The sequence below is a fragment of the Streptomyces sp. NPDC007095 genome (genome assembly GCF_040634475.1).
Classification (GTDB): domain Bacteria; phylum Actinomycetota; class Actinomycetes; order Streptomycetales; family Streptomycetaceae; genus Streptomyces.
In genome coordinates this window covers 17,437-42,628 of the sequence record NZ_JBEYFS010000066.1, presented here as the reverse complement: position 1 = coordinate 42,628, position 25,192 = coordinate 17,437, and the positions used below count along the sequence as shown (strand labels likewise).

Sequence of the window (25,192 nt, the reverse complement as noted above, 5' to 3'; positions counted from 1 at the left end):
TCCTCATCCCCTGAAGGGACTTCCGTGACCATCGACCTTGCCGCACTCCCCGAGGACTTCCTGTGGGGCACGGCCACGTCGGCCTACCAGATCGAGGGAGCCGTCGCCGAGGACGGCCGCTCGCCGTCCATCTGGGACACGTTCTCGCACACCCCGGGCAAGATCGACAACGGCGACCACGGTGACATCGCCTGCGACCACTACCACCGCTGGCGCGAGGACATCGCGCTCATGCGCCAACTGGGCACCAACGCCTACCGGTTGTCCATCGCCTGGCCCCGGGTGGTGCCGGGCGGCGACGGCCCGGTCAACGCGAAGGGGCTCGACTTCTACGACCAGTTGACCGACGCCCTGCTGGAGGCGGGCATCATCCCCTCGGTCACCCTCTACCACTGGGACCTGCCGCAGGTGCTCCAGGACCGCGGCGGGTGGCCGGCCCGCGACACGGCACACCACTTCGCCTCTTACGCGTCGGTCGTCGCGGAGCGTCTGGGTGACCGCGTCCAGCACTGGACGACGCTGAACGAGCCGCTGTGCTCGGCCTGGATCGGCCACCTGGAGGGCCGGATGGCTCCCGGCCTCGCGGATCTGGCGGTCGCGGTCCCCGCCTCGTACCACCTGCTCCTGGGCCATGGCCTGGCCGTACAGGCCATCCGCGCCGCGGCACCGGACGCCCAGGTGGGCATCGTCAACAACCTCTCCAGCATCGAGGCCGCCACCGACCGCCCCGAGGACGTCGCGGCGGCCCGCCGACTGGACGGACACACCAACCGCTGGTGGCTGGACCCGGTGCACGGCCGCGGGTTCCCTGCGGACATGCGTGAGGTCTACGGCGTCGAACTCCCGGAGCTGCCGGGTGACTTGGAGACCATCGCGCAGCCCCTGGACTGGCTGGGCCTCAACTACTACTTCCCGTCCTCCGTCGCCGACGACCCCTCCGGCCCCGCGCCGCGCGTGCGCACGGTGCGCCGTCTGGGCGTTCCCCGCACCGGCATGGACTGGGAGGTCGACGCCTCCGGCATCGAGCGCCTGCTGCTGCGCCTCACCGACGACTACGGCGCCCGCAAGCTGTACGTCACCGAGAACGGCTCCGCCTATCCCGACGTCGTCCGCCCCGACGGCACCGTCGAGGACCCCGAGCGCACGCGGTATCTGGAGCAGCACCTCGCCGCCTGTGCCGCGGCGGCCGGCAAGGGCGTCCCCCTCGCCGGATACTTCGCCTGGTCGCTGCTGGACAACTTCGAGTGGGCCTACGGCTACGACAAGCGCTTCGGCCTCGTGCACGTCGACTACGAGACGCAGCGGCGCACGGTGAAGGGGAGCGGGCACCGGTACGCGGACATCATCCGGGCCCACGGGGAGCGCAGGCGCAGCGCGGCCTGACGTACGTCGCTGCCTTCGCGCTGGACGCGCGTGTTCCCTCGAACGGAGCACGCGTCCAGCCGAAGGCGAGGGACGAGGTCACCCCTTCGACCTGCCGGCTTCATGCCGGCCGATGTGGTCCAGGGCCGCCACGAGCTGCGGAGCCACCGCCTCGCGGGTCCAGGCGGCATGGTCGTCGCCCACGGCGCGGGGCACGGTCTCGATGAGCATGATCAGGTAGAGTTGACTTGCTCCTCGGGCTGAAGCCCGAGGATTCTGGCCTTCTCGTCCGTTGCTGTGCCGCTACGCGGCACGGGGTTCGGGCGGGATTCCGTGGCTTCCTGTTTCTTCGCGCTGTGCCGGGATTGCTCCTGGTCTTACCGGCGCTCCGCAGGCCGATACCGCCAGTCCGGCGGCCGTCTTCACGTTGATCGCGGCATTGTGGTCCCGGTCGTGGACGGTGCCGCAGGCACTACACGTCCATTCCCGCACGTACAGGGGCTTGGGGCCGTCCTTGACCCCGCAGGTCGAGCAGGTCTGGGAGGTCGGCTCGAACCGGCCGATCCTGACCAGCCTCCGCCCGTACCGGGCGGCCTTGTACTCCAGCATGCTGAGGAACGCCGACCATCCGGCGTCGTGCACGGACTTGGCCAGCTTCGTACGGGCCAGTCCCGCCACCGACAGGTCCTCCACACCGATCCCTTGGTTCTCGAAGATCAGCTTCGTGGAGAGCTGGTGGTGGAACTCACGGCGTGCGTCGGCCACCTTGGCGTGGGCACGAGCGACCTTCAGGCGGGCCTTGGCCCGGTTCCTGGATCCCTTCTGCTTACGGGACAGCTCCCGCTGGGCCTTCTTCAGTTTCTTCTCCGCCCGGCGCAGGAACCGCGGGGAGTCGATTTTCGTGCCGTCGGACAGGACCGCGAAGTGAGTGAGGCCGAGATCGATGCCGATGGTGCGGTCGGTTTCGGGCATCCGTGCCTGGTCGGCGGCGGGGTCGGTGTCGATGACGAAGGAGGCGAAGTACCGCCCGGCCGCGTCCTTGATGACGGTGACGGAGGAGGGGGTAGTGGGCAGCGTGCGGGACCACTTCACCTTCACCGCACCGATCTTCGGCAGGTTCAGACGGCCGCCTGTGATGTTCCAGCGGGCGTTGGCGGTGAACCGGATCGACTGCCGTGCGTCCTTGCGGGACTTGAAACGGGGCGGGCCGGTCCTGGGGCCCTTGCGGGTGCCGCCCAGGGAGGCGAAGAAATTGCGGTACGCGGTCTCGGCGTCCCGCAGGGACTGCTGGAGCACCACCGCGGAGACCTCGGCCAGCCAGGACCGCCCCGCTGTCCGCTTGGCCTGGGTGATCAGGCGCGTGGACAGCTCCCCGGCCTTCGGGAACGGCTGTTCGGCCTTGCGGGCGTCCTCACGGGCGCGGACCGCGTCGTTGAACACGACACGGGCGCACCCGAACGCCTTCGCCAACGCGGTCTGCTGGCCGGTGTCCGGGTACACCCTGAAGGCGTACCGAAGCTGCATGCGGTGATCGTACGAACGAGCGCCCACCACCACCAGAGGGAACATATGAACGGTCGATACCCCTCTTGAACCGGGGAGCGGAACAGGCCGAACGCAGGAGGAGGCGTTGCCCGACTTCGCCGGATCGGGCCCCGTGACGCTCCGCGTCGGCCGTGGTGACGCCCACGCTCTCATGCTCCGCAGGACAGCATCCGTGACGCTCCGCGCCACAACCATCAGATTCGCTTCACCACCGGCCTGAAGGCCGATGCACTGCGAATGAATCCCGGTAGCAGACGGCGGGCGGTAGTTCGGTTCCCGAGGCCAGCCGGGCGCGGCGGTCGGCGACGGCGCCGCGGAACGGGCCGAGTCCGGTGCCCGCCGCGACCATCACGACCGGCGCGCAGGCGTCGATCCGGAAGGCCTCCCGGCAGGGCTGGACGCGGGCGAGGACGGTGTCGCCGGACTTGACCGGGTGCAGATGGCCGGAGCCGACTCCGGTGTACGTGCCCAGGCCGGAGCGGGCCGGGGCCTCCAGCGAGGAGACCGTCAGGGCGGCGTGGCCGGGGTCGGTCGCGGGAACTGGTCGCGCGTGCCTACGCGCTGGGCGTACTGACCCCGGGAGTGTGGCCGCCCGCGGCCGTGCCCGCTCCCTGAGGGGCGCCGAAGCGCGCGAGGCAGTGCCAGACCCTCTTCAGGTCCTGGAGTTCGTGGCGGCCGGTACGGGCGGCGTCCCCGATGATCCGGGGGTCGAGCCGGCCGTCCTCGGCGATCCGGACGCCGAGCGCGACGAACTGCGGGCCGCGGAAGTCCGGGTGGCGCCGCAGTTCCTCGACCGGGAGCCGGTAGCCGGGGTGCCACTCCACGGGGCACGGGAGCCGCCGGGCCGCCTGCTCGACGGCCGTGCCACGGTAGCTCGCGTCCAGGACCAGGGCCTCCATGTCCCTCGCCAGGTCGACGGGGCCGTGCACCTGCGCCTCGATGTAGTCGTCGAGCGCGTCCTGCTCGTCCGCCTCGGCCAGCTCGATCAGGGACATCCCGGCGGCGACCCCGAACGCGGACGGCTCGGCCGCGCTGTCGGGATAGCAGAAGGTGGCCCGTCGCAGGGCCGCACCGGTCAGCCGGAAGTGCGAGGAGCCGAAGCGGGGCGCCGCCCCGACGAGCTGGCGCCGGAAGTTCAGTCCGCCGTACACGGGTCGCTCGTGCGCGGGTTCGGCGTCGTACACCGCGCCGAAGATCCGGCTCTCCCAGCGCCAGCGGTCGCCGCCGGGATGTGCGGTGAGCCCGCCGTTGCTCGTGCCGGTGACGAACTGCGAGACGTACGCGCCGTCCCGGGCCAGCACCTCCAGGATCGGCAGCCCTCCCACCAGCCGGTCGGGGTGGAAGTTCAGGGTGATGCGCAGCGCCGGGTCCATCGCCGGGCCGCGGGAGAGAGCCGCGACATGGCGCAGCGCCCGCTCCTGGGGTGTGCGGCCGTCCCTGAAGTCCACTCGACCCCTCCCCCGCCCCGTTTCCGCACGTCTTCGCCCCACTCCGGGACCCTTGGAGATCACTCGTCGGGCGGAACATCCGCAACTCATTTCTCCTGAACGGCCAGCACGATCTTGCCCCGGTTGTCACGCCGCTCCAGACGTTCGTGGGCCGCGCGCGCCTGGTCCAGCGGGACCACCGTCTCGACCGGCACGTGGTACGTACCCGCCGCGACCCGCCTGGCCAGCTCGCGCAGGTCCTCGCGGGGGTCGTAGCCGTGGATCTGCAGATTGGTGAGCTGGAAGCCGAGGACGGCGGCGTTCTTCGGATAGAAGTCGCGGGTGTCGATCGTGCTCGGCTCCAGGGCGACGTTGGCGAGGGCGACCACCCGCCCGCCGTGCCCGACCTCGCGCAGACTCCGTCCGAAGGCGGGGCCGCCGACGGTGTCGAGGACGACGTCCGCACCGCGCCCGCCGGTCAGCCGCAGCACCTCCTCGACCTCCGCGTCGCCCGGGTGCGCGGAGGTGTCGAGGGTGTCGTGGGCGCCGAATCCGGCGGCCCAGGCGGTCTTGTCGGGTGAACCCGCGAGCGCGACGACACGGGCGCCGGCCCCGGCGGCGATCTGGACGGCCGCACTGCCCACCCCGCTCGCGGCGGCCTTCACCACCACGGTGTCGTCCTTGGTCACCTTCGCCAGATGGCGCAGGCAATACCAGGCGGAGAGCCAGGCGACAGGCAGGGCGGCGGCCTCCGTCAGCTCCAGACCGTCCGGCACGACCGTGACCTGCTGGGCGGGCACGACGGCCAACTCGGCGTAGAAACCGGGTGCGTTCACCCCGTCCAGGGCTATGACGCGCTGTCCGACCTCGATGTCGGTCACCCCCTCCCCCACCGCGGCGACGACTCCGGCCGCCTCCACGCCCGGGATCAGCGGCGGCCGTCCGGCCCGGTGGTACCGCCCGGCACGGACCAGCGCGTCCGCCCGGTTCACCCCCGCCGCCACGACCCGCAGCAACACCTGGCCGGGGCCCGCGACCGGGTCGGGGACCTCCACCGGCACCAGCACCTCGGGTCCGCCGAACTCGTCGATCCGCACCGCACGCATACCGCACCTGCTTCCTGGTGGACGCACCGGAGCACCGCGGAATCGGAGGAGATCCACGAGAGCAGTGACACCGGTTGAAGTGGTGTCACCATGCGACACCGCTTCAACCGGTGTCAAGGCGCTAGACTCTGACCATGCCCTCCGCTCCCGCCGTCCCCGAGCCCGCCTCGCCGTTCCCCTTCATCGGCGGACGCCCCTGTCTGAACTTCGTGGCCACGCTCGGGAAGCGGCACGCCACCCCCCTGGAGCGGCTCCCCGACCCCGACGCCCTCGCCCGCTGGATCGCCGACGCGGGCCTGAGCGCCGGGGCCGACGACACACCGGTGCACGTCACCGAGGGCGATCTCGCCCACGCCCGCACCCTGCGCGAGGCGCTCTACCGGCTCGTACGCGCCGCGATGGCCGGGGAGGCACCCGACCCGGCCGATGTCGCGCGGGCCAACGAGGCGGCGGCCCGCCCCGACCTCGCCCCTCAACTCGCCGAGCCGCGGCACGACGGCGCGGGCCCCCGGCAGCCCCTGCGCTGGACGGCCGGGCATCCCGGACCCGCGGCCCTCGCGACCGTGGCCCGGGACGCAGTCCTGCTGGTCGGCGGTCCGCTCCTTGCCAGGGTCAAGGAGTGCGAGAACCCCGAGTGCTCGCTGCTCTTCCTGGACGACTCCCAGGCCCGTCGGCGCCGCTGGTGCTCCATGGACCGCTGCGGCAACCTCGCGAAGGTGGCCGGCTACCGGTCCCGCAGCCGCACCGGCTCCAGCCGGTGACGGTGGGCCGCGCCGTCCGCGCCCGTGGCGTCGGCCGGTTGACCACGCCGTGGTGTCCGCCGCCTCGCGTTCCACAGGTCAGGCCACGGCGGGCGTCCAGTACGCGTCCCGGCTGAGGAAGGCGAGCAGCGCCTCCGCCCGGCCGGCGGTCGCCGGCACCTCGCGGGCGGCGGCGAACACCCCGTACGAGTCGCGCAGATGATCGGCGAGCCGGTCCGCCGCGAACCTGATCCCCTCCGCCAGCTCCTCCTCCAGCGGTGCGTCCTGGCCGGTGGCGACGGCGATGTCCCAGGCGTGCACGGCGGCGTCCATGGCGGCAGCGGCGGCGGCCAGCGGGAACGGCAGCGGTCCGAGGGGGGTCGCGACCTCCGGGGAGTCGGCCGGCAGCTGTGCGTAGGCGTCCGCCACGCCCCGCAGCACCTTCTCCAGCGCCGTCTGCGCGTCGGAGTCCAGCGCGTCGGCGGGCCGGAAGGGGTCGGAGTCGGGCCGGTCGGCGCCGGTGATCGCGGCGCCGTACGCCTGCTGATCCAGTCGCGCGTGGTTGAGGACCTGGCGCACCGTCCACTCGCTGCACGGCGTCGGCGCCCCCCACGCCCGCTCCGGTACGGCGGCGGCCACCTCACTCAGGTAGACATGTGCCCTGGTCAGCAGTTCGAAGCCCGCAAGATCACGCATTCCTGGTCCTCTCCTGGGTGCCTTCCGGCCGATGAGAACAAACTAGGCTCCCTTGCGGACAGTTACGGTCCTCAATCAGCACGTTCGGTACGCCTGCGAAAAGGGAAATGGCAAAGGATGCGAGACGTACGTGGTGCGTGGGCCGTGGCAGGCGCACAGCTCAGGAAGTGGCACGAGGAACCCGTGGTCGTCCAGTCGGTGCGGTCGGCGGGGGCCGCGACCGTCGCGTACGTGATCGCGCTGCGGCTCAGTCCGGAGCCCGCGCCGCTCACCGCCCCGCTCACCGCGCTCCTGGTCGTGCAGGTCACGCTCTACGCCACCCTCACCACCGGCATCCGCCGGGTGAACTCCGTGGTGGCGGGTGTCGTCGTCGCCATCGCCTTCAGCGTTCTCGTGGGTCTGACGTGGTGGAGTCTGGCCCTGCTCATCCTCGCCTCGCTGGCCGTCGGCCATCTCGTCCGGGTCAGCGAGTTCGTGCCCGAGGTGGCGATCAGCGCCATGCTCGTGCTCGGCGTGACCAGGGTCGGGGACACGGCCTGGGCCAGGGTGCTGGAGACCCTGATCGGCGCGGTGGTCGGACTCGGCTGCAATCTGCTCTTCGCTCCCCCGGTGTGGGTGGGTGCGGCCGGCGAGTCCATCGAGGATCTGGCGCGCCGGGTACGCCAGTTGATGCTGCGCATGGGCGAGGAGGCGGCCGGCCGCACCCCCGTCGAGCACGCGACCGCCCGGCTGCACGAGGCGCGCCGCCTGGACCACGACATCGTCCAGGTCGACGCGGCGCTCAGGCAGGCCGAGGACAGCCTCAAGCTCAATCCGCGCGTACGGGAGGGCCTGCTGCACCGGATCGTGCTGCGCACCGGCCTGGACACGCTGGAGATCTGCACGGTGGTGCTGCGGGTACTCGCCCGCACCCTCACGGACCTCGCCAAGGAGCGCGATCCCGAGCCGCTGTTCGAGCCGCAGGTGGGAGCGACGCTGGAGCAGCTGCTGTCCGAAGTGGGCGACGCCGTGGTGAGCTTCGCGGTCCTGGTGACCACGGACATCAGTCAGAACGCCGAGTCGGCCGAGGCCCGGCTCGCCGCGGAGCTGTCCACAGCCACGGCGACCCGCGACAAGCTGGCCCAGCTGCTGCTCGACGAGGTGCAGCGGGACGCCCGGCAGTGGCAGCTGCACGGCGCCGTCCTCACCGAGGTCAACCGCATCCTGGACGAGCTGGACACGGAGCACCGCTCACGGCGGCTCATGGAGGAACTCGACCGCGGCACCCGCGAAGAGCGCGAGCGCCGTCACCACCTCATCCGACTGAGGCAGCGCCTTCGGATGCCCCGCGGGCCGCGACAGCCGCGCTCGGACCGGAACCGTCCCCCCGTCTCCGGTCGTTCTCTCTGAGGACAGCCGTTCCGTATCGGGGACGGGGCCGACGACGGGGGGAGCGGACGGATGGCCGACGACGCTGTGCGGATCGACGGGAACACACTGCGTCTGCCGGGCGGGGTGCGGGTCCGTTTCATGCGGACGCTGCGCCTGCCCGAGACGGGTACGCACGAACTGCCACCGGGGCTCGGCGAGTTCCCTGTGCGCCGCGTCGAGGACCACGCGGACACCGTGCCCGCCGAGTGGCGTGCGCGCGGCGGTGTGATGCTGCCGGTGTATCTGCGCGAGGCTATGTGGCTGAGCTTCGCGGGCTCGACGGAGCCGGCCGCGCTCCAGGTCGGCGTGGGCAAGGTGTGCGCGGTCTCGGGCAGGCCGTGGAGCTCCCTGCTCGCCCAGGACCCGCAGAACTACGTGGTGCTCCCCCGCCAGCCCTGGCTCGACGGCATCAACTCCGGGAAGGGCACGGTCCGCCAGTTCGTGGCCGTGCCGCTGGGGCTCGGCGCCACGGTCGAGGGCCAGGTCACCGGCGAGGAGGTGTGGGGCGGCCTGCAGCTGCAGTCCTTCCGGCTGAATGACGCGGAGCTCGCGAAGTGGCGTGAGCTGGAGCGCCGCCGGACCGTGAGCACGAGGTCGGTGAAGAGCGTGTCCGCCTATGGCGCCGCCCCGCCTGCTCCCGGCGCCGCCATGGCCGCCGCGCCCGCCTCCGCGGGCCGCCCGAGGAGCGCCCCGGCCATGGGACTCGGCGTCGGAGGCTCGATGCGCCAGGAGGTCTACGCGGACGAGCGATCGCGCGGCGCCTGGGCCAGGGAGCCCGCCGGCCGGGTGTTCGTGCATCTCGTGACGCCTCCCGAGTGGCGCCGCATCACGGGCGAGGCTCCCCCGCCGTCCCCCGTCGACCGCGCTGCGTACACAAAGGCCGGGCTGCCCTGGTTCGAGTACTACGACGACGCGGCCCAGGACGTCGCCCCCACCGACACGCTGAGCTCGGTGCGGCCGGTCGGCGAGTGGCTCGGCGACGACCACGAGCCCTGGCAGGAGCCCTCGCCCCATCAGGTGGAACAGCTCGGCGACGCGCCGGGCAAACCGGTCGGGGACGGTGACTGGTAGGCGGCCTCACCCGGTCGCCGGGCAACCCTCTCCGCCATTGCGCAGGGTGCAACAAGCGTTGTCGTTCTTGCACTTCTCGGGTGTCGCACGCCAAGGTGGCTGTGACGACCGAGGCAACCGACACCCGAGGTGCAGGTATGAACAGTGGCGCGGATCCGGCGCGGGACGCTGGCGGCGGCTGGGGCAGGCGCCGGTTCCTCGGGGCGCTGGCGGGGATCACCGCGGTGACGACGGTGCCGGCACCGGCCGCGCCACGCACCCGCCCCGCTGCCACCACGACCCAACCCGCCGGGGGCTCCCCCGCCACCTCGGCCCCCGGGCCGACCTCTTCCTCCCCCACCGTCCGCCGGATGTTCCTGGGCACGTACACCTCGGTCGAGGGCGGTGGAAAGGGGATCGGCCTGGCCACGTACGACCCGGCGACAGGTGCCGTCACGGCCACCGGCACGCTCACCGGCATCGGCGACCCGTCGTACCTCGCCACACATCCCAAGGGCCACACGCTGTACGCCGTCGACGAGCGGCCGGAAGGCGCCGTGACGGCCGTACGGCTCGCCGACAACCGGGTACTGGGCACCCGGAGCACCGGCGGCGCGGGCCCCTGCCACCTCTCCGTGCATCCGAGCGGACGGTGGCTGCTGAGCGCCAACTACACCTCGGGCAGCGTGGCCGTGCACCCCGTCGAAGCCTCGGGTGCACTCGGCGAACGCACCGACCTGGTCACGCACTCCAGTCCGGCACCGGGCCCCGGCCAAGACGGCCCACACGCGCACCAGTTCGTGACCAGTCCGGACGGCGGGCATGTCCTCGCCGTCGACCTGGGCACCGACACGGTCTACACCTACCGCCTGGACCAGTCGAAGGGAACGCTCACCGAGATCTCCCAGGCGCACACCCGGCCGGGCGCGGGGCCACGCCATCTCACCTTCCACCCCGACGGCCGTTTCGCCTATCTCGCCAACGAGGTCGACAACACGGTCGTGGTCTGCGCGTACGACCCGGCGAGCGGACGGCTCACCCCGGGCGACCCGCAGTCCACCGGCACGGGCACGGGCACGAACTACCCGGCGCAGATCCTGGTGACGTCGAACGGGTCGTACGCCTATCTCGCCAACCGCGGCCACAACAGCCTGACGCGGTACGCCGTCGAGGCGGCCGGTGCCCGGTTGAGGCTCCTGGACACCGTGCCGGTCGGCGGCGACTTCCCGCGCCAGCTCGCCTTCTCGCCGGACGAACGGCTGCTGTTCACGGCGAACCAGCGCTCGAGCACGGTCAGCGTCTTCCACGTCGAGGGCGCAAGCGGTGAACTCCGGCTCGCGGGCGAGCCCTTCGCCTCACCCGTCGCCGTCTGTGCGCTGCCGCTGTAGCGCGCGGGGGCAGGATGCGGAACTCGCCTGCGTGAGCAGCACATGCATCCGCTCGGTGAGCTGTGAGACGTCGTCGGCGGGCGAGTGGAACGACAGGCGTACGTCACCGTAGCCGCGCGCCCGTTCGACCCGCAGTGCCAGTCCGTGCCGGTCGACGGCGAGCGGCTGGACGCGGACCGCGCCGTGCAGGCTCTCGGGCTCGACGAGGCGGGTCAGCCGCTCGACGGCGTCGGGGTGTGCGTCGGCCAGGTGGGTGAGCAGGCTCGCCTCGGCCGTCGCGAGCGGATCGGGGACGGCGTCCGCGAACTCGTCGAGGTCCACCACGAGCGCGCCGGACGCCTCGCGCAGCACCACACGCGAGGGCTGGAACCCCAGATGCCCGTCCGCCGGGACGAACCGGCCGGCCATCCAGAGCCGGGCGCGGATCCGGTTGCGCACCGGCACGGGCGCGACGTCCGCGAACTCCAGGACGGCGGAGGGCTCTGCGCGCGGCCCACAGACCGCCGCGGCCGTCAGCGTGCTGTCGTCCGGCACATGCAGGAGAACCCGGCCGTCCGTGGTGACGGTGTGCGCGCCGACGAGTTCCTCCCTGCCGCCTTCCGCGGTCACCGCGCAGGACCAGGCCGCGGCGAGCACCGAGCGGGCGCGCTCGGCAGCGGCGGGCGCGGCCGTCCAGGTATGACGGTCACCCATGCGGTCACCCATCCCAACCTCCCTTAGGTAAGCCTTGCCTAACCTATCGGAGATCCGGGGGTACGCCAACCACGCCACACCTTCGTCCCTCGCACGAGTTACGGCGTGATGGCGCCCAGCAGCGCCCGCGCGCACAGATCCCGCAGCTGCTCCCGGGTCAGCTCCGCCCCCCTGAGCCACTCCAGACACACGGCCGTGGTGAAGGCGAGCCAGCCACGGACGGCGATCCGCAGCTCGGGCCGGTCCTCGATCCCCCCGGGGACGTCGGGGTCCGCGTCGAGCGCCGCCAGGATCTGCTGCTCCTGCGCGGCCAGCGCCCGCTGATAGACCCTGCGCACGGCCTGGTCACCGGCCGCGTCGGCGCGGTGGAAGGCGCGGAAGCCGTGCGCGTGGGCCTCGACGTACGCCAGGAAGGTGTCGAGTCCGGCGCTCAGCTGCTCGCGGACGGGAATGCCGGGCACCGCGGCCGTCAGCCGCAGCATCCGCTCGCTCTCGCGCTCCACGACGGCCGCGAAGAAGTCCCGTTTGGTGGGGAAGTAGTGGTACAGGAGGCCCCGCGAGACCCCGGCGATCTCGGCGACCTGCTCGATCCACACCTCGTCGTACGGGCTCTCCGAGAACAGCCGCGCCCCGACGGACAGCAGCTGCTCCCTGCGCTCCTCGGTACTGAGCCGACGGCGTGTCCGCTCTCCTCGCTCCCCCTGTTTGCCCATCATGGCCGCACCTTACTTGACGTCGGTTCAACAACGGGATCACACTGAAAACCACTATTGAACCCGCGTACAACATGGTCAGGACAGCAGCGTCGACGTGCCGCAGGCACTAGGGAGATCGCGTCATGGCGGAGACGACAGGGGCCGTACTGCCCAAAGGGTTCCGGAGCGCGGAGCTGGGCTGGCCCGAGCTGCACCGCATCCCCCGCCCGCCCTACCGGCTCCCCCTCGTCGGGGATGTGATCGGCGCGAACGTCCGCTCTCCGGTGCAGGACTCGATGCGATTCGGGCGCAGGCTCGGGCCGATCTTCCGGCGCAAGGGCTTCGGCAAGGAGATCGTCTTCGTGTGGGGCGCCGAGCTCGCGGCCGAGCTGGCGGACGAGACACGGTTCGCCAAGCACGTCGGCCTCGGAGTCGCCAACCTCCGGCCGGTCGCCGGGGACGGACTGTTCACGGCGTACAACCACGAACCGAACTGGCAGCTGGCCCACGACGTCCTCGCCCCGGGCTTCAGCCGTGAGGCGATGGAGGGCTACCACCCGATGATGCTCGCCGTGACCCAGCGGCTGATGGACCGCTGGGACGGGGAACGCGCGGCGGGCCGGGCGGTGGACGTACCCGGCGACATGACGAAACTGACGCTGGAGACGATCGCCCGCACCGGCTTCGGCCACGACTTCGGCTCCTTCGAGCGCTCCAGGCCGCACCCCTTCGTCACCGCGATGGTCGGCACCCTGACCTACGCGCAGCGCCTCAACGTGCTCCCCGCGCCGCTGGCCCCGGTCCTGCTGCGCGAGGCCACCCGGCGCAACGAGGCACACATGGCGTACCTGAACCAGACGGTCGACGCCGTCGTGGCCGCCCGTCAGCACTCCTCCGGCGAAGGGGACCTGCTCGACCGGATGCTGGAGACCGCCCACCCGGACACGGGGGAACGGCTGACGCCCGAGAACATCCGCCGCCAGGTGATCACCTTCCTGATCGCCGGCCACGAGACGACCTCGGGCGCGCTCTCCTTCGCCCTGCACTACCTCGCCCAGCACCCGGACGTCGCCGACCGCGCACGGGCCGAGGTGGACCGGGTCTGGGGCGACACTCCCCTGCCCGCCTACGACCAGGTCGCCAAGTTGCGGTACGTACGCCGGGTCCTCGACGAGTCGCTACGACTGTGGCCGACGGCGCCGGGCTTCGCGCGCGAGGCCCGCGAGGACACCGTGCTGGGCGGGGTCCACCCGATGCGGACGGGTGCCTGGACCCTGGTACTGACGGCGCTGCTGCACCGCAACCCCGAGGTGTGGGGCGCGGACGCCGAGGAATTCGACCCGGACCGCTTCGACCCGGGGGCCGTACGGTCCCGAGCCGCCCACACCTTCAAACCGTTCGGCACCGGGGCTCGGGCCTGCATCGGCCGGCAGTTCGCGCTGCACGAGGCGACGCTCGTCCTGGGGCTGCTGCTGCGCCGCTACGATCTGCGGCCCGAACCGGACTACCGGCTGCGGGTCTCCGAGCGGCTGACGCTGATGCCGGAGGGGCTGCGGCTGCACCTCGACAGCCGTGCGTCCGCTGCCGCCTCACTCGTCGGCCGTCCAGTGGCCCGGGCGGGTGACTGACCGCGGCAGCCTGGTCCCGGCACTGCCCCTGGCCGCGTTCAGCTGGGGCTGGGTCAGGAAGAACGCGTCGGTCAGATCCGCGTCCGTCAGATCGGTGTCGCGGAAGTCGGCGCCGATCAGGTCCGCGCCGCGCAGATCGGCGCCGGTGAGATCGGCGGCGATGAGGTAGGCGCCGCGCAGGTTGGCACCGCGCAGGTCGGCGCCCTTGAGGCGGGCTCCCATGAGGTCGGCGCCGCGCCGCTCCTTCTTCTTGCCGCGGCCGACTCCCGCGCGCACGAGTTCGCTGGTCCGCAGCAGGAGGGTGTTGACCTGCTGCCGGTGTGCGTTCACGTCCAACTCCCCCAGCTCCTCGGGGGATTGGTTCGTCAGCCGCTCCGTCTCCGCGAGGGCACGGCGGATGTCGGCGTGGATCGGGCGGGCCGGGGGGAGGGCCAGGGCCTCGTTCAGGTACCAGAGCAGTTCGTGAAGCTGACGGACGACCGGGAACACGTCGAACATCTGCCGGGCTCGTTCCCGCGGGCCTGTGCGCCAGTCCTGGCCGGCGAAGGTGACCTGGGAGACCTGCTGGCCGGCGCCGAAACAGTCGTACACCGTGCACCCGTTGAACCCCTTCTCCCTCAGCTGTGTGTGGATTCCGCACCGGGAGTCCGTCCGCAGGTTCTGGCAGGGCTTTCCGGCGTCCTTGTCGATCGCGAAGTCCGCCGAGCGGGTGAAGGGCAGGGCCACACAGCACAACCCGAAACACCGACCGCAGTCGGCCCGCAACTCAAGGAGCCGTTCATCGACTGCCGTCACGCTGTCTTCTTGCATGTCACCAGCGTACTGAGGCGGCAGGAGCCCTCCGTGAGGGGTTCTCTCGCCCCCGCCGCCCCTACCCGTCCCGTCCCCGGGGGCTGACGCCCCCAGACCCCCGCTTCGGCCTGAACGGCCTCCTCGAACGCCGGACGGGCTGAAAGGTGCGCACAGCGCCTCTTCAGGGGCGCGGGGAACTGCGCGACCAGCCCCCACTCACCCGCAGCCGAAGAACGCACCCGGGGGTCTGGGGGCGGAGCCTCCAGGGATGGGACGGGTTGGGGCGGCGGGGGCGAGAAACCGGGGGCTCAGCCCTCTAGGCCGGACAGGCGTTCGGGGTCGGCGAGGATGTACATCTCGACGATGCGGCCGTCGGTGATGGTGACGCCCATGACGGACAGGGGGCGGCCTTCGGGGGCCGTGACGACGCCGATCGCCCCGTTGACCAGCACGAGCCGGGAGAACGCCGCGAACTGTCTGAACATGAGCGCCTGTTGGGCGACGCCGGTCGCACCGTGGACCACCTTGGACACCGCCGCCCCACCGACGAGCGCACCGGAGTCGACGCGGAGCACGACTTCGGGATGGAGGACGGACACCAGCGCCTCGAAGTCCCCGGCGCGCGAGGCCGCGAGAAAGGCGTCGAGGACCAGCTTCTGCCGCGCGAGATCGAGCTCGGGCTCCGGCGCGGCAGCGCCCCGTACCCGCCGCCGCGCCCGACTCGCCAACTGCCGCGTCGCCGCCGACGAGCGGCCCACGACGGGCGCGATGTCGTCGAAGGGCACCGCGAACATGTCGTGCAGGACGAACGCGAGGCGCTCCGCGGGTTCCAGTGTCTCCAGGACCACCAGCAGGGCCAGCCCCACCGAGTCGGCGAGCAGCACCTCCTGCTCGGGGTCGATCCGCTCCAGGGGGCTGACCAGCGGGTCGGGGACATAGGTGTCCAGCGGCTCCTCGCGGCGCGCGGCACGCGTACGCAGCATGTCCAGGCAGACCCGGCCGACCACCGTGGTCAGCCAGCCCGCGAGGTTCCTGATCTCGCCGGCGTCCGTGCGGCCGAGCTTCAGCCACGCCTCCTGGACCGCGTCGTCCGCCTCGCTCAGCGAGCCGAGCATCCGGTAGGCCACCGCCCTAAGGCGACCGCGGTGCTCCTGGAACCGGTCCGCTAGGTGTTCGAGGAGTTCGTCGTCGTCCATCGCGTTGTCCTCTCCCCCGAACGGCGCCCGGTCAGACCTCGTCGCGCGTCAGCGCCAGCAACCGGTCCAGGACGCGCGCCCCCCCGGCCCGTACACCGTCGTGCTCGAACTCGTCGGTCACCCAGGTCCGCAGACCAGCGATGGCACGGGCCGTGCGCAGGGAGTGCTCCGGGTCGACGTACATGTCGTCGTGGTAGACCGCCGCGGCCACCGGTACCTCGTTGGCGGCGAGGCGGGCGGGGTCGTACAGCGGCCGCCAGTCGGTGCGCGCGGCGAGTTCCTCGGCGGTCTCGCGCAGGGGACGCAGCGCGGGGTCGGTGTCGAACACCCAGGGGTGCACGGACTCGCCGGTGAACAGCAGCGGTCCGTCGTCCGCGAGGGCCTTCGCCGCGTCGAACTGCGGGAACTCGGCGCGCACCCGCTCGGCGGACCAGGCGGTCGGCCGGTCGTCCTGGGCGTAGCAGGCCTCGTGGACGAGCGCGTACAGGGGGTGGCCGGCGTACGAGAGGAGGCCCTGCACCTCCTCCTGGAAGGCGTCGGAGAGGGCCGGGCCCTGCGGGGTGCGGACGAAGGCCTCCTCCAGGAGGTAGTGCAGACGGTGGCTGCCCTCGCCACCGCCGAGGAGGATGCCGAGGGACTGGAAGGCCTCGACGGTCAGGCGGTAGCCGTTGCTCAGGACGACCTCGTGGCGGAGGAGGTGCTCGGCGATCTGCCGGGCCCGCTCGATGTCCTGGGGGTAGCGCGCGTAGTGTGCCGCGACCTTGCGTTCGATACGGGGATACGCGGCCCGGTAGACGTCGTCCGCGTGCGCGTCGAGGGAGGGCAGGCCGCCGGTGATGAGGGCCGCGCGCAGACCTTCGGGGGCGGTCGAGAGGTAGTGCACGATGCAGAAGCCGCCGAAGCTCTGGCCGAGTACGGTCCAGGGGTCGCCGCCGGTGAGCCGGGGGCGGATGGCCTCGCAGTCGCGGACGATGGAGTCGGCGCGGAAGTGCGCGAGGTAGTCGGCCTGCGCGCCGGGGCCGCCGCGCAGCGGCAGCGTCTGGCGATTGGCGGGCGTGGAGTGGCCTGTGCCGCGCTGGTCGAGCAGCAGCACCCGGAACTCCTTCAGCGCGCGGCCGAGCCAGGCCTGCTTGCCGACGAAGCGGTTGGCGCCGAAGCCGGGGCCGCCTTGGAGGTAGACCATCCAGGGGAGGTCCTGGGGCGCCTTGTCGCTCGCGACGACCTCGCGGGCGAACAGTTCGATGCTCTCCCCCGCCGGGTCGTCGTGGTCGAGGGGCACGGTGAAACGGTGGTCGGTGAGGACGACACCGGGCTGACGGTAGCTGACGGTCAACAGGGCTCCCGAGACGTACGGATCCAGGCTGCGTCCCAGTTGAGCACATGATCCCCGACCGGCCGAGACCGGGGATCAAGAAAGTCGTACTGAATGGTCGCTCAGCAGGCCAGGCGCGCGGACCGTGCCGCGCGTCAGCGCGCCGACAGGCTGGAGCGGCGCACGACCAGCTCCGGCTGGAGCACCACGCGCCGGTGCTCGTGCGGTGTGGGTGCCGTCTCGGCCTCCGTCTCCTCCAGCAGCAGTTCGGCGGCGAGGGCGCCCATGGTCATGGCGGGCTGCCGTACGGAGGTGAGCGGGACGGCCGCGGCGGCGGCGAACTCGATGTCGTCGTAGCCGACGATCGCGAGGTCGTCGGGGACGCCGACGCCCGCCGCGTACATGGCCTGCAGTACGCCGAGCGCGAGCAGGTCGTTGGCGCAGAAGACGGCGGTCGGGCGCTCGGCGAGGCCCAGCAGCCGGGCGCCCGCGTCGCGGCCCGCGGCCACGTCGAGGCGCTGGGTGGGCAGCTCCCGCATCGCGGTGGGCGCCAGGCCTGCCTCGGCCAGCGCGTTCAGGGCGCCCACGCGGCGGTCCCTGACCTGGTTGAGGCCGGGCGGGCCACTGACGTACGCGATCGATCGATGGCCCGCGTCGACCAGATGACGTACGGCCAGCGCGCCGCCCGCCACGTCGTCGACCGAGACCGAGCACTCGGTGGTGCCCTCGGCGACCCGGTCGACCAGCACGAAGGGGATGCCGTTGCGGCGGAACGTCGCGATGTTGCGCCCGGTCGCGTCGGCGGGCGTCAGCAGCACGCCGCGTACCCGCTGTTCGGCGAAGAGCGACAGATAGTCGGCCTCCTCGCTGGCGCTCTGCGCGCTGTTGCAGACCATCACGCCGAGCCCGGCGTCCCGCGCGGCGCGCTCGGCGCCGCGGGCCACGTCCACGAAGAAGGGGTTGCCCATGTCGAGGACGAGCAGGCCCATGATCCGGCTGCGTCCGGCCCGCAGCTGGCGCGCGGACTCGCTGCGGACATAGCCGAGCCTGTCTATCGCCGACTGGACACGGGCCCGGGTCTCGGAGGCGACGCTGTCCGGGCGGTTGATGACGTTCGAGACCGTGCCCACGGAGACTCCGGCGGCGCGGGCGACGTCCTTGATACCCACCGACTGTGCCATCAGGCGGGAACCTCCAGGGGGACGAGAAGCGGCGGGCGGGCCTTCACATTACCCGCGAGTCGGCCGACTTCGCTGATCATGCGGGCAGCCGGAAGTCGACGACATGGAGCGCCGAGGGCGTGGTCCCGCTGGACTTCTCCTGGTACATGACCGACAGCGTCCCGTCCTGCGAGACGCGCGTCTCGTCGATCACCACCTCACCGAAGGCGTTGAGGCCGCTGCCGTCGTACAGGAGCTTCCAGTCCGTGTAGCCGGAGGACTTCGAGGCGCCCGCGATCCGGCCGAAGGGCATGATCGCGTAGGCGTTGTCGTACTTGTCCAGGATCAGCTTCGTGCGCTGGCTCGAGCCGAGGGCGATCGGGATCTCGGTCTTGGTCCAGCTGCCCGAGGCGTTCTTGCGGAGGTGGAAGGCGCGGCCGTTGTTCGTCCGGTCGGTGACGTAGTTGGTGGTGCACTGGCCGAAGCGCCCGGGCACGTAGCTGATGATCGCGTGCGGCAGGCCGGTGGAGTCGGTGGCCTGGCTCTCCTGGTTCATCAGGGAGTGGTCGGGATCGAGCGCGTCGACGACGAGTCCGGCGTCGGTGACGGCCACCGTGTCGGAGCCGCCCGTGGTGCCGACGAGGGTGCCCGCGTTGTTGCGCCAGGTGCGGCCGCGGTCGGTCGAGTAGACGTAGCCGGTGTCGTGGTTGGTGATGCCGCCGCTGTTGCACATCACGGCGCCGTTCTGCTCGCGCCAGGTGAAGAAGGAGTGCAGGCGTCCGTTGACGTCGTAGTCGATGCCGTGCAGGTACATGTTGCGGGCGGTGCTGGAGCCGTGCTCGCTGGTGTACGTGCCGGTCGAGCCGGACCATTCCCCGAGAGCGGTCCAGGACGAGCCGTCGTACTCCGCGAGGGCGTTGCGCCCGTTTCCGGAGATGCCCACGCGGTAGCTCAGCTGGAGCTTGCCGTCGGGTGTGGAGATGAACTGGGGGTAGGTGAACTGTGTGGTGAGCGCGAGACCGTCCAGCGAGGTCTGTACGGCTCCGAAGCCCGCGGAGGTCCAGGCGGTGGAGGCGGGGTTGTCGAGCAGCCCGGCCACCGACTTCACATAGAAGAAGCCGTCGCTGTGGGAGTCCATGTTGAGGTGCAGCCGGCCGTCGGTCTTCGACACGCCCATGGAGATCACGTTGTGCGAGTCGGAGCTCTTGAGCCGATGGGCGAGGGTGAGTGTCGACCAGCCGGACGCGCCGAGCGCCCGGCGGGCGACGACCGCGCTGCGGTCGGTGGTGTACCAGACGGCGTACTGGTAGCCCTTGTAGGTCAACAGACCGTTCTTCTGGAAGGAGTTGTTGTTGACCAGGCCGTCGTAGGACACGAAGTACAGTGCCTGGGCGTCGAGTTGGGTGCTGCCGGTGAGGGTGACCGAGGGGCCGGGGTCAGCCGCGCGCGCCGTACCGGCGCCGATTCCAGGGCCTGCCACACCGGTCAGCAGGGCGGTGGCCAGCAGGGTGCGTCTCTTCATGTCCGGACTCCTGGGTAGGGCTTCGCGCGGGTGGCAGAGGGGGTCAGCGGGCATCAGGCGAGGTGGAAGACCTCGGTGAGGGGCTTCATGGCCTCGTCGGGTCTGGCGCCGTCCAGCGATTCGAAGAACGGCGCCATCTCCGCCTGCCAACGGGCATTGATGTCGGTGGCTTCCATGCCGGCCTGCGCGGCCGCGAAGTCCTCGGTCTCCAAGTAGCCGACCAGCAGGCCGTCCTCGCGCAGGAAGAGCGAGTAGTTGTGCCAGCCGGTGGCCGAGAGCGCGTCGAGCATCTCGGGCCACACGGCGGCATGCCGCTCGCGGTACTCGTCGAGGCGGTCCGCACGGACCCTCAGCAGAAAGCACACACGCTGCATCAAGGGACCCCCGGATCCTAGAAGTTGAACTGGTCGATGTTCTTGGCGTTGAAGACGGTCGGCTTGCCCAGGTTGATCACGCCGTCCTTGCCTATGGTGAACGAGCCCATGTCACCGGCCTTGAAGGTCTCGCCCTCGGCTCCGGTGATCTGCCCCGAGGACAGCGCCACGGCCGTACGCGCGGCGAGTTCGCCGAGCTTCGCCGGGTCCCACAGCTCGAAGGCGTCGACGGTGCCGTTCTTGACGTACTTGCGCATGTCGTTGGGGGTGCCGAGGCCGGTCAGCTTGACCTTGCCCTTGTACTTGGAGCCGGAGAGGTACTGGGCCGCGGCCTTGATGCCGACCGTGGTCGGGGAGATGATCCCCTTGAGGTTCGGGTGCTCCTGGAGGAGGCCCTGCGTCTGCTGGAAGGACTGCTGGGCGTCGTCGTTGCCGTAGGCGACCTTGACCAGCTTGACGTCCTTGTACTTGGGATCCTTCAGCTCCTCCTTCATGAAGTCGATCCAGGTGTTCTGGTTCGTCGCGGTCTGCGCGGCGGACAGGATCGCGATCTCGCCCTTGTAACCGATCTGCTCGGCGAGCAGCTGCACCTCGGTACGGCCCAGGTCCTCGGCACTGGCCTGCGAGACGAAGGCGTTGCGGCACTCGGGGTTGGTGTCGGAGTCGTAGGTGACGACCTTGATCTTGTTGCTCATGGCCTGCTTGAGTGCGGTGCACAGGGCGCCCGGGTCCTGCGCGGACACGGCCATCGCGTTGACCTGCTGCTGGGTGAGCGTGTTGACGTAGCTCACCTGGCCGGAGGTGTCGGTGGCGCTGCTGGGGCCGACTTCCTTGTACTTGGAGCCGAGCTCCGTCAGCGCCTTCTCGCCGCCCTTGTCCGCAGAGGTGAAGTACGGGTTGTTGACCGCCTTGGGCAGAAAGCCGACCGTGAGGCCCTTCTTCGTGGCCGCGTTCGGGTCGGCCTTGCCGGTCGCGGCGGCCGAGCCGCCCCCGCTCTTCACGTCGTTCTTGGTGGTGCCGCCGCAGGCGGTGACGGCCAGGGCGAGGGAAGTGACGGCGGCGAGCGCCGCGCCGGTACGGCGGAGGGATGACTTGCGCATGGCAGAAGTTCCTTTTCGAGGGTGAGCGGAGGGTTACGAGGTCGGAGTCGAGGCGGCTCTGCGGCCCGCCCTCGCTACGGTGATCTGCCGGGCGACCCGGGGGCCGAGCACGGAGATGACGAGCAGAACGCCGGTGACGACGATCTGCGACTGGGCGGAGACGTCCTGAAGGCTCATCACGTTCTGCAGTGCGCCGAGCAGGAAGACTCCCGCGATCGCGCCGCCGAGCGTGCCCTTGCCGCCGTCGAAGTCGATGCCGCCGAGCAGGACGGCGGCGACGACGGAGAGTTCGAGGCCGTTGGCGTTGTCGTAACGGGCGCTGGCGTAGTGCAGGGCCCAGAAGATGCCGGTGAGCGAGGCCATGAAACCGGTGGCGACGAAGAGGATCAGCTTCTGCCGCTTGACGCGGATGCCGGCGAACCGGGCGGCCTCCTCGTTGGCGCCGACCGCGAAGGCCGAGCGCCCGAACGGAGTGGCGTGCAGTACCACCACGGCGATCGCGAGGAGTACGAGGAAGGGCAGGAAGGCCTGCGGGATGAAGGTGTTCCCGATGCGCCCGGCCGCGAAGTCCTGGTACTGGGTGGGGAAGTCGGTCACCGCGTCCGAGCCGAGCACGATCTGCGCGATGCCCCGGTAGGCGGCGAGGGTGCCGATGGTGACGGCGAGGGACGGCAGCCCGAGCCGGGTCACCAGCAGGCCGTTGACCAGTCCGCACACCACGCCCAGCAGCAGACACAGCGGGATGATCGTCTCGATCGACATGCCCTGGTTCCACAGGGCGCCCATCACCGAGCCGGACAGACCGGCCGTGGAGGCGACCGAGAGGTCGATCTCCCCGGCCACCACCAGCAGGGTCATCGGCAGCGCGATCAGCGCGATGGGCAGGGTGTTGCCGATCAGGAACGACAGGTTGAGGGAGTTGCCGAACCCGTCGACGAAGCCGAAGGAGAACAGCAGCAGGACGATGAGGAGGGCGCCGACGACCGTGTCCCAGCGGACGGCGCGCGCGAGGGACGAGTCAGCCATGGCGGGCGTTCCTCTTCTTCAGTGCGGAGGCCACGCGCAGCGCGACGATCCGGTCGACCGCGATGGCGAGGATGAGCAGGATGCCGTTGATGGCGAGCACCCAGACGGAGCTGACGCCGAGGGCGGGCAGCACACTGTTGATGGAGGTCAGCAGCAGCGCGCCGAGCGCGGCGCCGTAGACGCTGCCGGAGCCGCCGGTGAAGACGACACCGCCGACCACCACCGCGCTGACGACGGTGAGTTCGTAGCCGGTGCTGGTGCCGGAGTCGACGTTGCCGAACCGGGCGAGATACAGGGCGCCCGCGAGTCCGGCGAGGCCGCCGCACACGACGTACGCGGTGAGGATCCGCTTGCGGACGGGGATGCCGGCGAGCCGGGCGGCCTCCGGGTTGGAGCCCAGCGCGTACAGCTCGCGGCCGCTGCCGAAGTGCTTGAGGTAGTACGCGGTGACCAGCAGGACCGCCAGTGCGATCAGGGCGAGGTACGGGACCGCCGAGATGCCGCCGGAGCCGAAGTCGACGAAACCGCCGGGGAGGTCGGCCGCGGTGATCTGGCGGGAGCCGACCCAGATGGAGTCGACGCCGCGGATGATGTAGAGCGTGCCGAGGGTGACGACCAGCGCGGGGACCTGGCCGAGACTGACCAGCAGCCCGTTGACCAGTCCGCAGCCGATGCCGAGCAGGACGGCCAGGAAGACCGCGACGACGGGGTTTCCGCCGCCGTGCAGATAGGTGCCGGCGGCGAAGGCGCTGATGCCGAGGATGGAGCCGACCGACAGGTCGACGTTCCTGGTGATCACGACCAGCGACTGACCGGTGGCGACCAGCACCAGGATCGTCGCGTTCAACAGCAGGTCCTTGATGCCCTGTTCGGACAGGAACTCGCTGTTGCCCATCTGGGTGATGGCGATCATCACCAGGAAGACGACCAGGATGGCGAGTTCACGCATCTTGAAGACACGGTCCACCAGTCGGGTGCCACTCGACTTGGGCACCTCGGCGGCGGGCGCGGGATTGGGTGCGGTCACCGTCATACGGCGGCCCTCCGGGGGATGTTCGGGGTCTGGCGGTCGGCCGTCCGAGTGAGGGGAACGGCCCCCTGCGGGGAGGCGGGCGTGGCGCGGGCGGCCGAGCCGGCGACTGCGGACTCCTCACCGGCGGCCCACTCGACATCCGCCGGTGTTGCGCCGAGGGCGGCGTGCCTGGTGGCTGTCATGCGGCAACCCTCCCCGTCGCGGCGGCCATCACGGTCTCCTCGGTGGCTTCGGAGCGGGGTATCTCGGCGGTGAGCCGGCCCTCGTGCATCACCAGCACGCGGTCGGCCATGCCGAGGATCTCGGGCAGGTCGGAGGAGATCATCAGGACGGCCACCCCGTCGGCGGCCAACTCGGAGAGCAATCGGTGCACTTCGGCCTTCGTGCCCACGTCGATGCCCCGGGTGGGCTCGTCGACGATCAGCACCTTGGGGCCGGTGGCGAGCCACTTGGCGAGGACGACCTTCTGCTGGTTGCCGCCCGAGAGCGTGTTGACCGTGTCGGCGATCCGGGCGTACTTCACCTGGAGCTTGACCGCCCAGTCGAGGGAGCGGCTGCGCTCGGCGCCGCGGTCCACCAGCCCCGCCTTCACGGTCGTACGCAGCCCGGTGAGCCCGATGTTGCGCTCGATGGACATGTCCATCACCAGGCCCTGGGCGCGCCGGTCCTCGGGGACGAGGGCGAGCCCCGCGGCCATGGCCGTGGAGGGCGCCCCGTTCGTCAGCGCCTTCCCGTCGACCTCGACCTCTCCGGCGTCCCAGCGGTCGACGCCGAAGACGGCCCTGGCGACCTCCGTACGCCCGGCGCCGACGAGTCCGGCGAGACCGACGATCTCGCCGCGCCGCACGTCGAAGGAGACGTCGGTGAAGACGCCCTCGCGGGTCAGCCGGCGCACGCTCAGGGCGACTTCTCCCGCCTCGACGTCCTGTTTGGGGTAGAGCTCGTCGAGGTCGCGGCCGACCATCCGGCGTACGAGGTCGTCCTCGGTCATGCCGTCGAGGGGTTCGCTGGAGATCCAGGCGCCGTCGCGCAGGGTCGTGACCCGCTGGCAGATCTGGAAGATCTCCTCCAGACGGTGCGAGATGAACAGCACCGCCGAGCCCTGCTCACGCAGGGTGCGCACGACACCGAAGAGGCGGGCCACCTCGCTGCCGGTGAGGGCGGCGGTCGGCTCGTCCATGATCAGGACCCGGGCGTCGAAGGAGAGCGCCTTGGCGATCTCGACGATCTGCTGGTCGGCGATGGACAGTCCGCGCGCCGGACGGTCGGGGTCGAGTTCGACACCGAGTCGCTTCATCAGGGCGGCGGTGGACTCGTGGGTGGCCTTGTGGTCGATACGGCCGAGGGCGCGCCGGGGCTGGCGGCCCATGAAGATGTTTTCCGCGATCGACAGGTCGGGAAAGAGGGTGGGCTCCTGGTAGATCACCGCGATGCCCGCGTCGCGGGCGTCGGCGGGACCGTGGAAGACGGTGGGCTCACCGTCCAGCAGCACCCGACCGGCGTCCGGTCGGTGCACGCCGGCGAGCGTCTTGATGAGGGTCGACTTGCCCGCGCCGTTCTCACCGGCGAGAGCGTGCACCTCGCCGGGGAACAGTTCCAGGGACACGTCCCGCAGGGCGCGTACCGCGCCGAAGGACTTGGAAATGTCCTCCAGCGCCAGTACGGGGGCCGGACCCGCGTCGGACCGGTGGGTCATGTGAGCTCCTCAACGACGCGGGCGGAGAGGCCTCACGACGTCGTGAAAGGTTTCAACTAGGTTGCCGGGACGTTAGGCAGGTAGCCCAGGTCACGTCAATGGGTTCGGGTCGAAATTTTCGATAGCCGAAGGTCACAACCGAGTCACGGACGGCGGTCTTCGCCCAAGGGGTTGACACGCCTTCGGCGGGCTCATAGCTTCGGCGTTCTGAATCGTTTCAGATCGTTTCAGACGGGAGAGC

24 protein-coding genes and 1 pseudogene are annotated in these 25,192 nt (G+C 71.0%); 6 read left to right on the top strand and 19 right to left on the bottom strand.

Annotation, left to right across the window (positions count from 1 at the left end; translation table 11 throughout):
- Nucleotides 1–24 precede the first annotated feature (24 nt).
- Nucleotides 25–1,383 carry a GH1 family beta-glucosidase gene (locus ABZ656_RS23205; RefSeq protein WP_360270197.1) on the top strand — a complete coding sequence of 453 codons (1,359 nt, stop codon included), beginning with the start codon at nt 25–27 and terminating at the stop codon, nt 1,381–1,383.
- Between the two features lie 78 nt (nt 1,384–1,461).
- On the opposite strand, the gene ABZ656_RS23200 is transcribed toward ABZ656_RS23205, so the two are convergent.
- From ABZ656_RS23200 to ABZ656_RS23180, 5 genes and pseudogenes are all read right to left on the bottom strand, one after another.
- Nucleotides 1,462–1,593 carry a hypothetical protein gene (locus ABZ656_RS23200; RefSeq protein WP_360270195.1) on the bottom strand — a complete coding sequence of 44 codons (132 nt, stop codon included), beginning with the start codon at nt 1,591–1,593 and terminating at the stop codon, nt 1,462–1,464.
- 72 nt (nt 1,594–1,665) lie between these two features.
- Nucleotides 1,666–2,886, bottom strand: coding sequence for an RNA-guided endonuclease TnpB family protein (locus ABZ656_RS23195; protein ID WP_101403978.1), 1,221 nt, complete (start codon nt 2,884–2,886; stop codon nt 1,666–1,668).
- A 268-nt stretch (nt 2,887–3,154) separates the two neighbouring features.
- Nucleotides 3,155–3,445 (bottom strand): annotated as a pseudogene (locus tag ABZ656_RS23190) (hypothetical protein); the annotation flags it as partial.
- A gap of 16 nt (nt 3,446–3,461) precedes the next feature.
- Nucleotides 3,462–4,280, bottom strand: a complete 819-nt coding sequence (locus ABZ656_RS23185) for a DUF3626 domain-containing protein (protein ID WP_101403977.1) — start codon at nt 4,278–4,280, stop codon at nt 3,462–3,464.
- Nucleotides 4,281–4,441: 161 nt separating this feature from the next.
- Entirely contained in the window at nt 4,442–5,440 is a 999-nt protein-coding gene (locus ABZ656_RS23180; RefSeq protein ID WP_360270193.1) for a zinc-binding alcohol dehydrogenase family protein, read from the bottom strand.
- A gap of 134 nt (nt 5,441–5,574) precedes the next feature.
- Here ABZ656_RS23180 and ABZ656_RS23175 point away from each other — a divergent pair, with 134 nt between their 5' ends.
- On the top strand, nt 5,575–6,201 hold the full coding sequence (locus ABZ656_RS23175) for an ABATE domain-containing protein (RefSeq protein ID WP_360270191.1): 627 nt from the start codon (nt 5,575–5,577) through the stop codon (nt 6,199–6,201).
- A 78-nt stretch (nt 6,202–6,279) separates the two neighbouring features.
- On the opposite strand, the gene ABZ656_RS23170 is transcribed toward ABZ656_RS23175, so the two are convergent.
- A complete protein-coding gene (locus tag ABZ656_RS23170) occupies nt 6,280–6,876 on the bottom strand; it encodes a TIGR03086 family metal-binding protein (RefSeq protein WP_360270189.1) in 597 nt (198 codons plus the stop codon).
- A 117-nt stretch (nt 6,877–6,993) separates the two neighbouring features.
- On the opposite strand from ABZ656_RS23170, the gene ABZ656_RS23165 reads away from it, so the two are divergent.
- The 3 genes from ABZ656_RS23165 (at nt 6,994) to ABZ656_RS23155 (ending at nt 10,724) form a co-directional block, all read left to right on the top strand.
- On the top strand, nt 6,994–8,265 hold the full coding sequence (locus ABZ656_RS23165) for an aromatic acid exporter family protein (protein ID WP_101402500.1): 1,272 nt from the start codon (nt 6,994–6,996) through the stop codon (nt 8,263–8,265).
- A 51-nt stretch (nt 8,266–8,316) separates the two neighbouring features.
- A complete protein-coding gene (locus ABZ656_RS23160; RefSeq protein WP_101402499.1) occupies nt 8,317–9,357 on the top strand; it encodes a hypothetical protein in 1,041 nt (346 codons plus the stop codon).
- A gap of 137 nt (nt 9,358–9,494) precedes the next feature.
- Nucleotides 9,495–10,724, top strand: a complete 1,230-nt coding sequence (locus ABZ656_RS23155; protein ID WP_180362217.1) for a lactonase family protein — start codon at nt 9,495–9,497, stop codon at nt 10,722–10,724.
- On the opposite strand, the gene ABZ656_RS23150 is transcribed toward ABZ656_RS23155, so the two are convergent.
- Both ABZ656_RS23150 and ABZ656_RS23145 read right to left on the bottom strand, forming a co-directional pair.
- Nucleotides 10,692–11,417, bottom strand: coding sequence for a DUF2470 domain-containing protein (locus ABZ656_RS23150; protein ID WP_360270211.1), 726 nt, complete (start codon nt 11,415–11,417; stop codon nt 10,692–10,694). The two genes, ABZ656_RS23155 and ABZ656_RS23150, sit on opposite strands and share 33 nt — an antisense overlap.
- A 98-nt stretch (nt 11,418–11,515) precedes the next feature.
- Nucleotides 11,516–12,133, bottom strand: a complete 618-nt coding sequence (locus ABZ656_RS23145; protein WP_101402498.1) for a TetR/AcrR family transcriptional regulator — start codon at nt 12,131–12,133, stop codon at nt 11,516–11,518.
- A 122-nt stretch (nt 12,134–12,255) separates the two neighbouring features.
- Between ABZ656_RS23145 and ABZ656_RS23140 the strand changes: the two genes are divergently transcribed.
- Nucleotides 12,256–13,740 carry a cytochrome P450 gene (locus ABZ656_RS23140; RefSeq protein ID WP_101402497.1) on the top strand — a complete coding sequence of 495 codons (1,485 nt, stop codon included), beginning with the start codon at nt 12,256–12,258 and terminating at the stop codon, nt 13,738–13,740.
- Here ABZ656_RS23140 and ABZ656_RS23135 read toward each other — a convergent pair.
- The 11 genes from ABZ656_RS23135 to ABZ656_RS23085 form a co-directional block, all read right to left on the bottom strand.
- Entirely contained in the window at nt 13,702–14,550 is an 849-nt protein-coding gene (locus ABZ656_RS23135; protein WP_360270186.1) for a pentapeptide repeat-containing protein, read from the bottom strand. The two genes, ABZ656_RS23140 and ABZ656_RS23135, sit on opposite strands and share 39 nt — an antisense overlap.
- A gap of 290 nt (nt 14,551–14,840) precedes the next feature.
- The gene (gene sigJ, locus ABZ656_RS23130; protein ID WP_360270184.1) at nt 14,841–15,728 is read right to left on the bottom strand and encodes an RNA polymerase sigma factor SigJ; all 888 of its coding nucleotides are present in this window, start codon (nt 15,726–15,728) and stop codon (nt 14,841–14,843) included.
- A gap of 31 nt (nt 15,729–15,759) precedes the next feature.
- Nucleotides 15,760–17,061 carry an alpha/beta fold hydrolase gene (locus tag ABZ656_RS23125; RefSeq protein WP_360270182.1) on the bottom strand — a complete coding sequence of 434 codons (1,302 nt, stop codon included), beginning with the start codon at nt 17,059–17,061 and terminating at the stop codon, nt 15,760–15,762.
- Between the two features lie 134 nt (nt 17,062–17,195).
- The gene (locus tag ABZ656_RS23120; RefSeq protein WP_067360334.1) at nt 17,196–18,221 is read right to left on the bottom strand and encodes a LacI family DNA-binding transcriptional regulator; all 1,026 of its coding nucleotides are present in this window, start codon (nt 18,219–18,221) and stop codon (nt 17,196–17,198) included.
- A gap of 76 nt (nt 18,222–18,297) precedes the next feature.
- Nucleotides 18,298–19,722: a BNR repeat-containing protein gene (locus tag ABZ656_RS23115; RefSeq protein ID WP_360270180.1), complete on the bottom strand. Its 1,425-nt coding sequence runs from the start codon at nt 19,720–19,722 to the stop codon at nt 18,298–18,300.
- 53 nt (nt 19,723–19,775) lie between these two features.
- Nucleotides 19,776–20,096, bottom strand: coding sequence for an L-rhamnose mutarotase (locus ABZ656_RS23110; RefSeq protein WP_360270209.1), 321 nt, complete (start codon nt 20,094–20,096; stop codon nt 19,776–19,778).
- A gap of 17 nt (nt 20,097–20,113) precedes the next feature.
- The gene (gene rhaS / locus ABZ656_RS23105; RefSeq protein ID WP_101402492.1) at nt 20,114–21,196 is read right to left on the bottom strand and encodes a rhamnose ABC transporter substrate-binding protein; all 1,083 of its coding nucleotides are present in this window, start codon (nt 21,194–21,196) and stop codon (nt 20,114–20,116) included.
- Between the two features lie 33 nt (nt 21,197–21,229).
- Complete coding sequence (locus ABZ656_RS23100) at nt 21,230–22,222, bottom strand: ABC transporter permease (RefSeq protein WP_101402491.1); 993 nt, start codon at nt 22,220–22,222, stop codon at nt 21,230–21,232.
- Nucleotides 22,215–23,255, bottom strand: coding sequence for an ABC transporter permease (locus tag ABZ656_RS23095; RefSeq protein WP_101402490.1), 1,041 nt, complete (start codon nt 23,253–23,255; stop codon nt 22,215–22,217). The genes ABZ656_RS23100 and ABZ656_RS23095 overlap by 8 nt, the downstream gene beginning before the upstream one ends.
- On the bottom strand, nt 23,252–23,437 hold the full coding sequence (locus tag ABZ656_RS23090; protein ID WP_129592174.1) for a hypothetical protein: 186 nt from the start codon (nt 23,435–23,437) through the stop codon (nt 23,252–23,254). The genes ABZ656_RS23095 and ABZ656_RS23090 overlap by 4 nt, the downstream gene beginning before the upstream one ends.
- Nucleotides 23,434–24,951, bottom strand: a complete 1,518-nt coding sequence (locus tag ABZ656_RS23085; RefSeq protein WP_101402489.1) for a sugar ABC transporter ATP-binding protein — start codon at nt 24,949–24,951, stop codon at nt 23,434–23,436. Before ABZ656_RS23085 ends, ABZ656_RS23090 begins: the two co-directional genes overlap by 4 nt.
- Between the last annotated feature and the right edge of the window lie 241 nt (nt 24,952–25,192).

What these genes read in the sequence shown, in the direction of transcription:
- ABZ656_RS23200 (WP_360270195.1), bottom strand. Translation starts at nt 1,593, where the DNA reads ATGCTCATCGAGACCGTGCCCCGCGCCGTGGGCGACGACCATGCCGCC.
- ABZ656_RS23195 (WP_101403978.1), bottom strand. Translation starts at nt 2,886, where the DNA reads ATGCAGCTTCGGTACGCCTTCAGGGTGTACCCGGACACCGGCCAGCAG.
- ABZ656_RS23185 (WP_101403977.1), bottom strand. Translation starts at nt 4,280, where the DNA reads ATGGACCCGGCGCTGCGCATCACCCTGAACTTCCACCCCGACCGGCTG.
- ABZ656_RS23180 (WP_360270193.1), bottom strand. Translation starts at nt 5,440, where the DNA reads ATGCGTGCGGTGCGGATCGACGAGTTCGGCGGACCCGAGGTGCTGGTG.
- ABZ656_RS23175 (WP_360270191.1), top strand. Translation starts at nt 5,575, where the DNA reads ATGCCCTCCGCTCCCGCCGTCCCCGAGCCCGCCTCGCCGTTCCCCTTC.
- ABZ656_RS23170 (WP_360270189.1), bottom strand. Translation starts at nt 6,876, where the DNA reads ATGCGTGATCTTGCGGGCTTCGAACTGCTGACCAGGGCACATGTCTAC.
- ABZ656_RS23165 (WP_101402500.1), top strand. Translation starts at nt 6,994, where the DNA reads ATGCGAGACGTACGTGGTGCGTGGGCCGTGGCAGGCGCACAGCTCAGG.
- ABZ656_RS23160 (WP_101402499.1), top strand. Translation starts at nt 8,317, where the DNA reads ATGGCCGACGACGCTGTGCGGATCGACGGGAACACACTGCGTCTGCCG.
- ABZ656_RS23155 (WP_180362217.1), top strand. Translation starts at nt 9,495, where the DNA reads ATGAACAGTGGCGCGGATCCGGCGCGGGACGCTGGCGGCGGCTGGGGC.
- ABZ656_RS23150 (WP_360270211.1), bottom strand. Translation starts at nt 11,417, where the DNA reads ATGGGTGACCGTCATACCTGGACGGCCGCGCCCGCCGCTGCCGAGCGC.
- ABZ656_RS23145 (WP_101402498.1), bottom strand. Translation starts at nt 12,133, where the DNA reads ATGATGGGCAAACAGGGGGAGCGAGGAGAGCGGACACGCCGTCGGCTC.
- ABZ656_RS23140 (WP_101402497.1), top strand. Translation starts at nt 12,256, where the DNA reads ATGGCGGAGACGACAGGGGCCGTACTGCCCAAAGGGTTCCGGAGCGCG.
- ABZ656_RS23135 (WP_360270186.1), bottom strand. Translation starts at nt 14,550, where the DNA reads ATGCAAGAAGACAGCGTGACGGCAGTCGATGAACGGCTCCTTGAGTTG.
- sigJ (WP_360270184.1), bottom strand. Translation starts at nt 15,728, where the DNA reads ATGGACGACGACGAACTCCTCGAACACCTAGCGGACCGGTTCCAGGAG.
- ABZ656_RS23120 (WP_067360334.1), bottom strand. Translation starts at nt 18,221, where the DNA reads ATGGCACAGTCGGTGGGTATCAAGGACGTCGCCCGCGCCGCCGGAGTC.
- ABZ656_RS23115 (WP_360270180.1), bottom strand. Translation starts at nt 19,722, where the DNA reads ATGAAGAGACGCACCCTGCTGGCCACCGCCCTGCTGACCGGTGTGGCA.
- ABZ656_RS23110 (WP_360270209.1), bottom strand. Translation starts at nt 20,096, where the DNA reads ATGCAGCGTGTGTGCTTTCTGCTGAGGGTCCGTGCGGACCGCCTCGAC.
- rhaS (WP_101402492.1), bottom strand. Translation starts at nt 21,196, where the DNA reads ATGCGCAAGTCATCCCTCCGCCGTACCGGCGCGGCGCTCGCCGCCGTC.
- ABZ656_RS23100 (WP_101402491.1), bottom strand. Translation starts at nt 22,222, where the DNA reads ATGGCTGACTCGTCCCTCGCGCGCGCCGTCCGCTGGGACACGGTCGTC.
- ABZ656_RS23095 (WP_101402490.1), bottom strand. Translation starts at nt 23,255, where the DNA reads ATGACGGTGACCGCACCCAATCCCGCGCCCGCCGCCGAGGTGCCCAAG.
- ABZ656_RS23090 (WP_129592174.1), bottom strand. Translation starts at nt 23,437, where the DNA reads ATGACAGCCACCAGGCACGCCGCCCTCGGCGCAACACCGGCGGATGTC.
- ABZ656_RS23085 (WP_101402489.1), bottom strand. Translation starts at nt 24,951, where the DNA reads ATGACCCACCGGTCCGACGCGGGTCCGGCCCCCGTACTGGCGCTGGAG.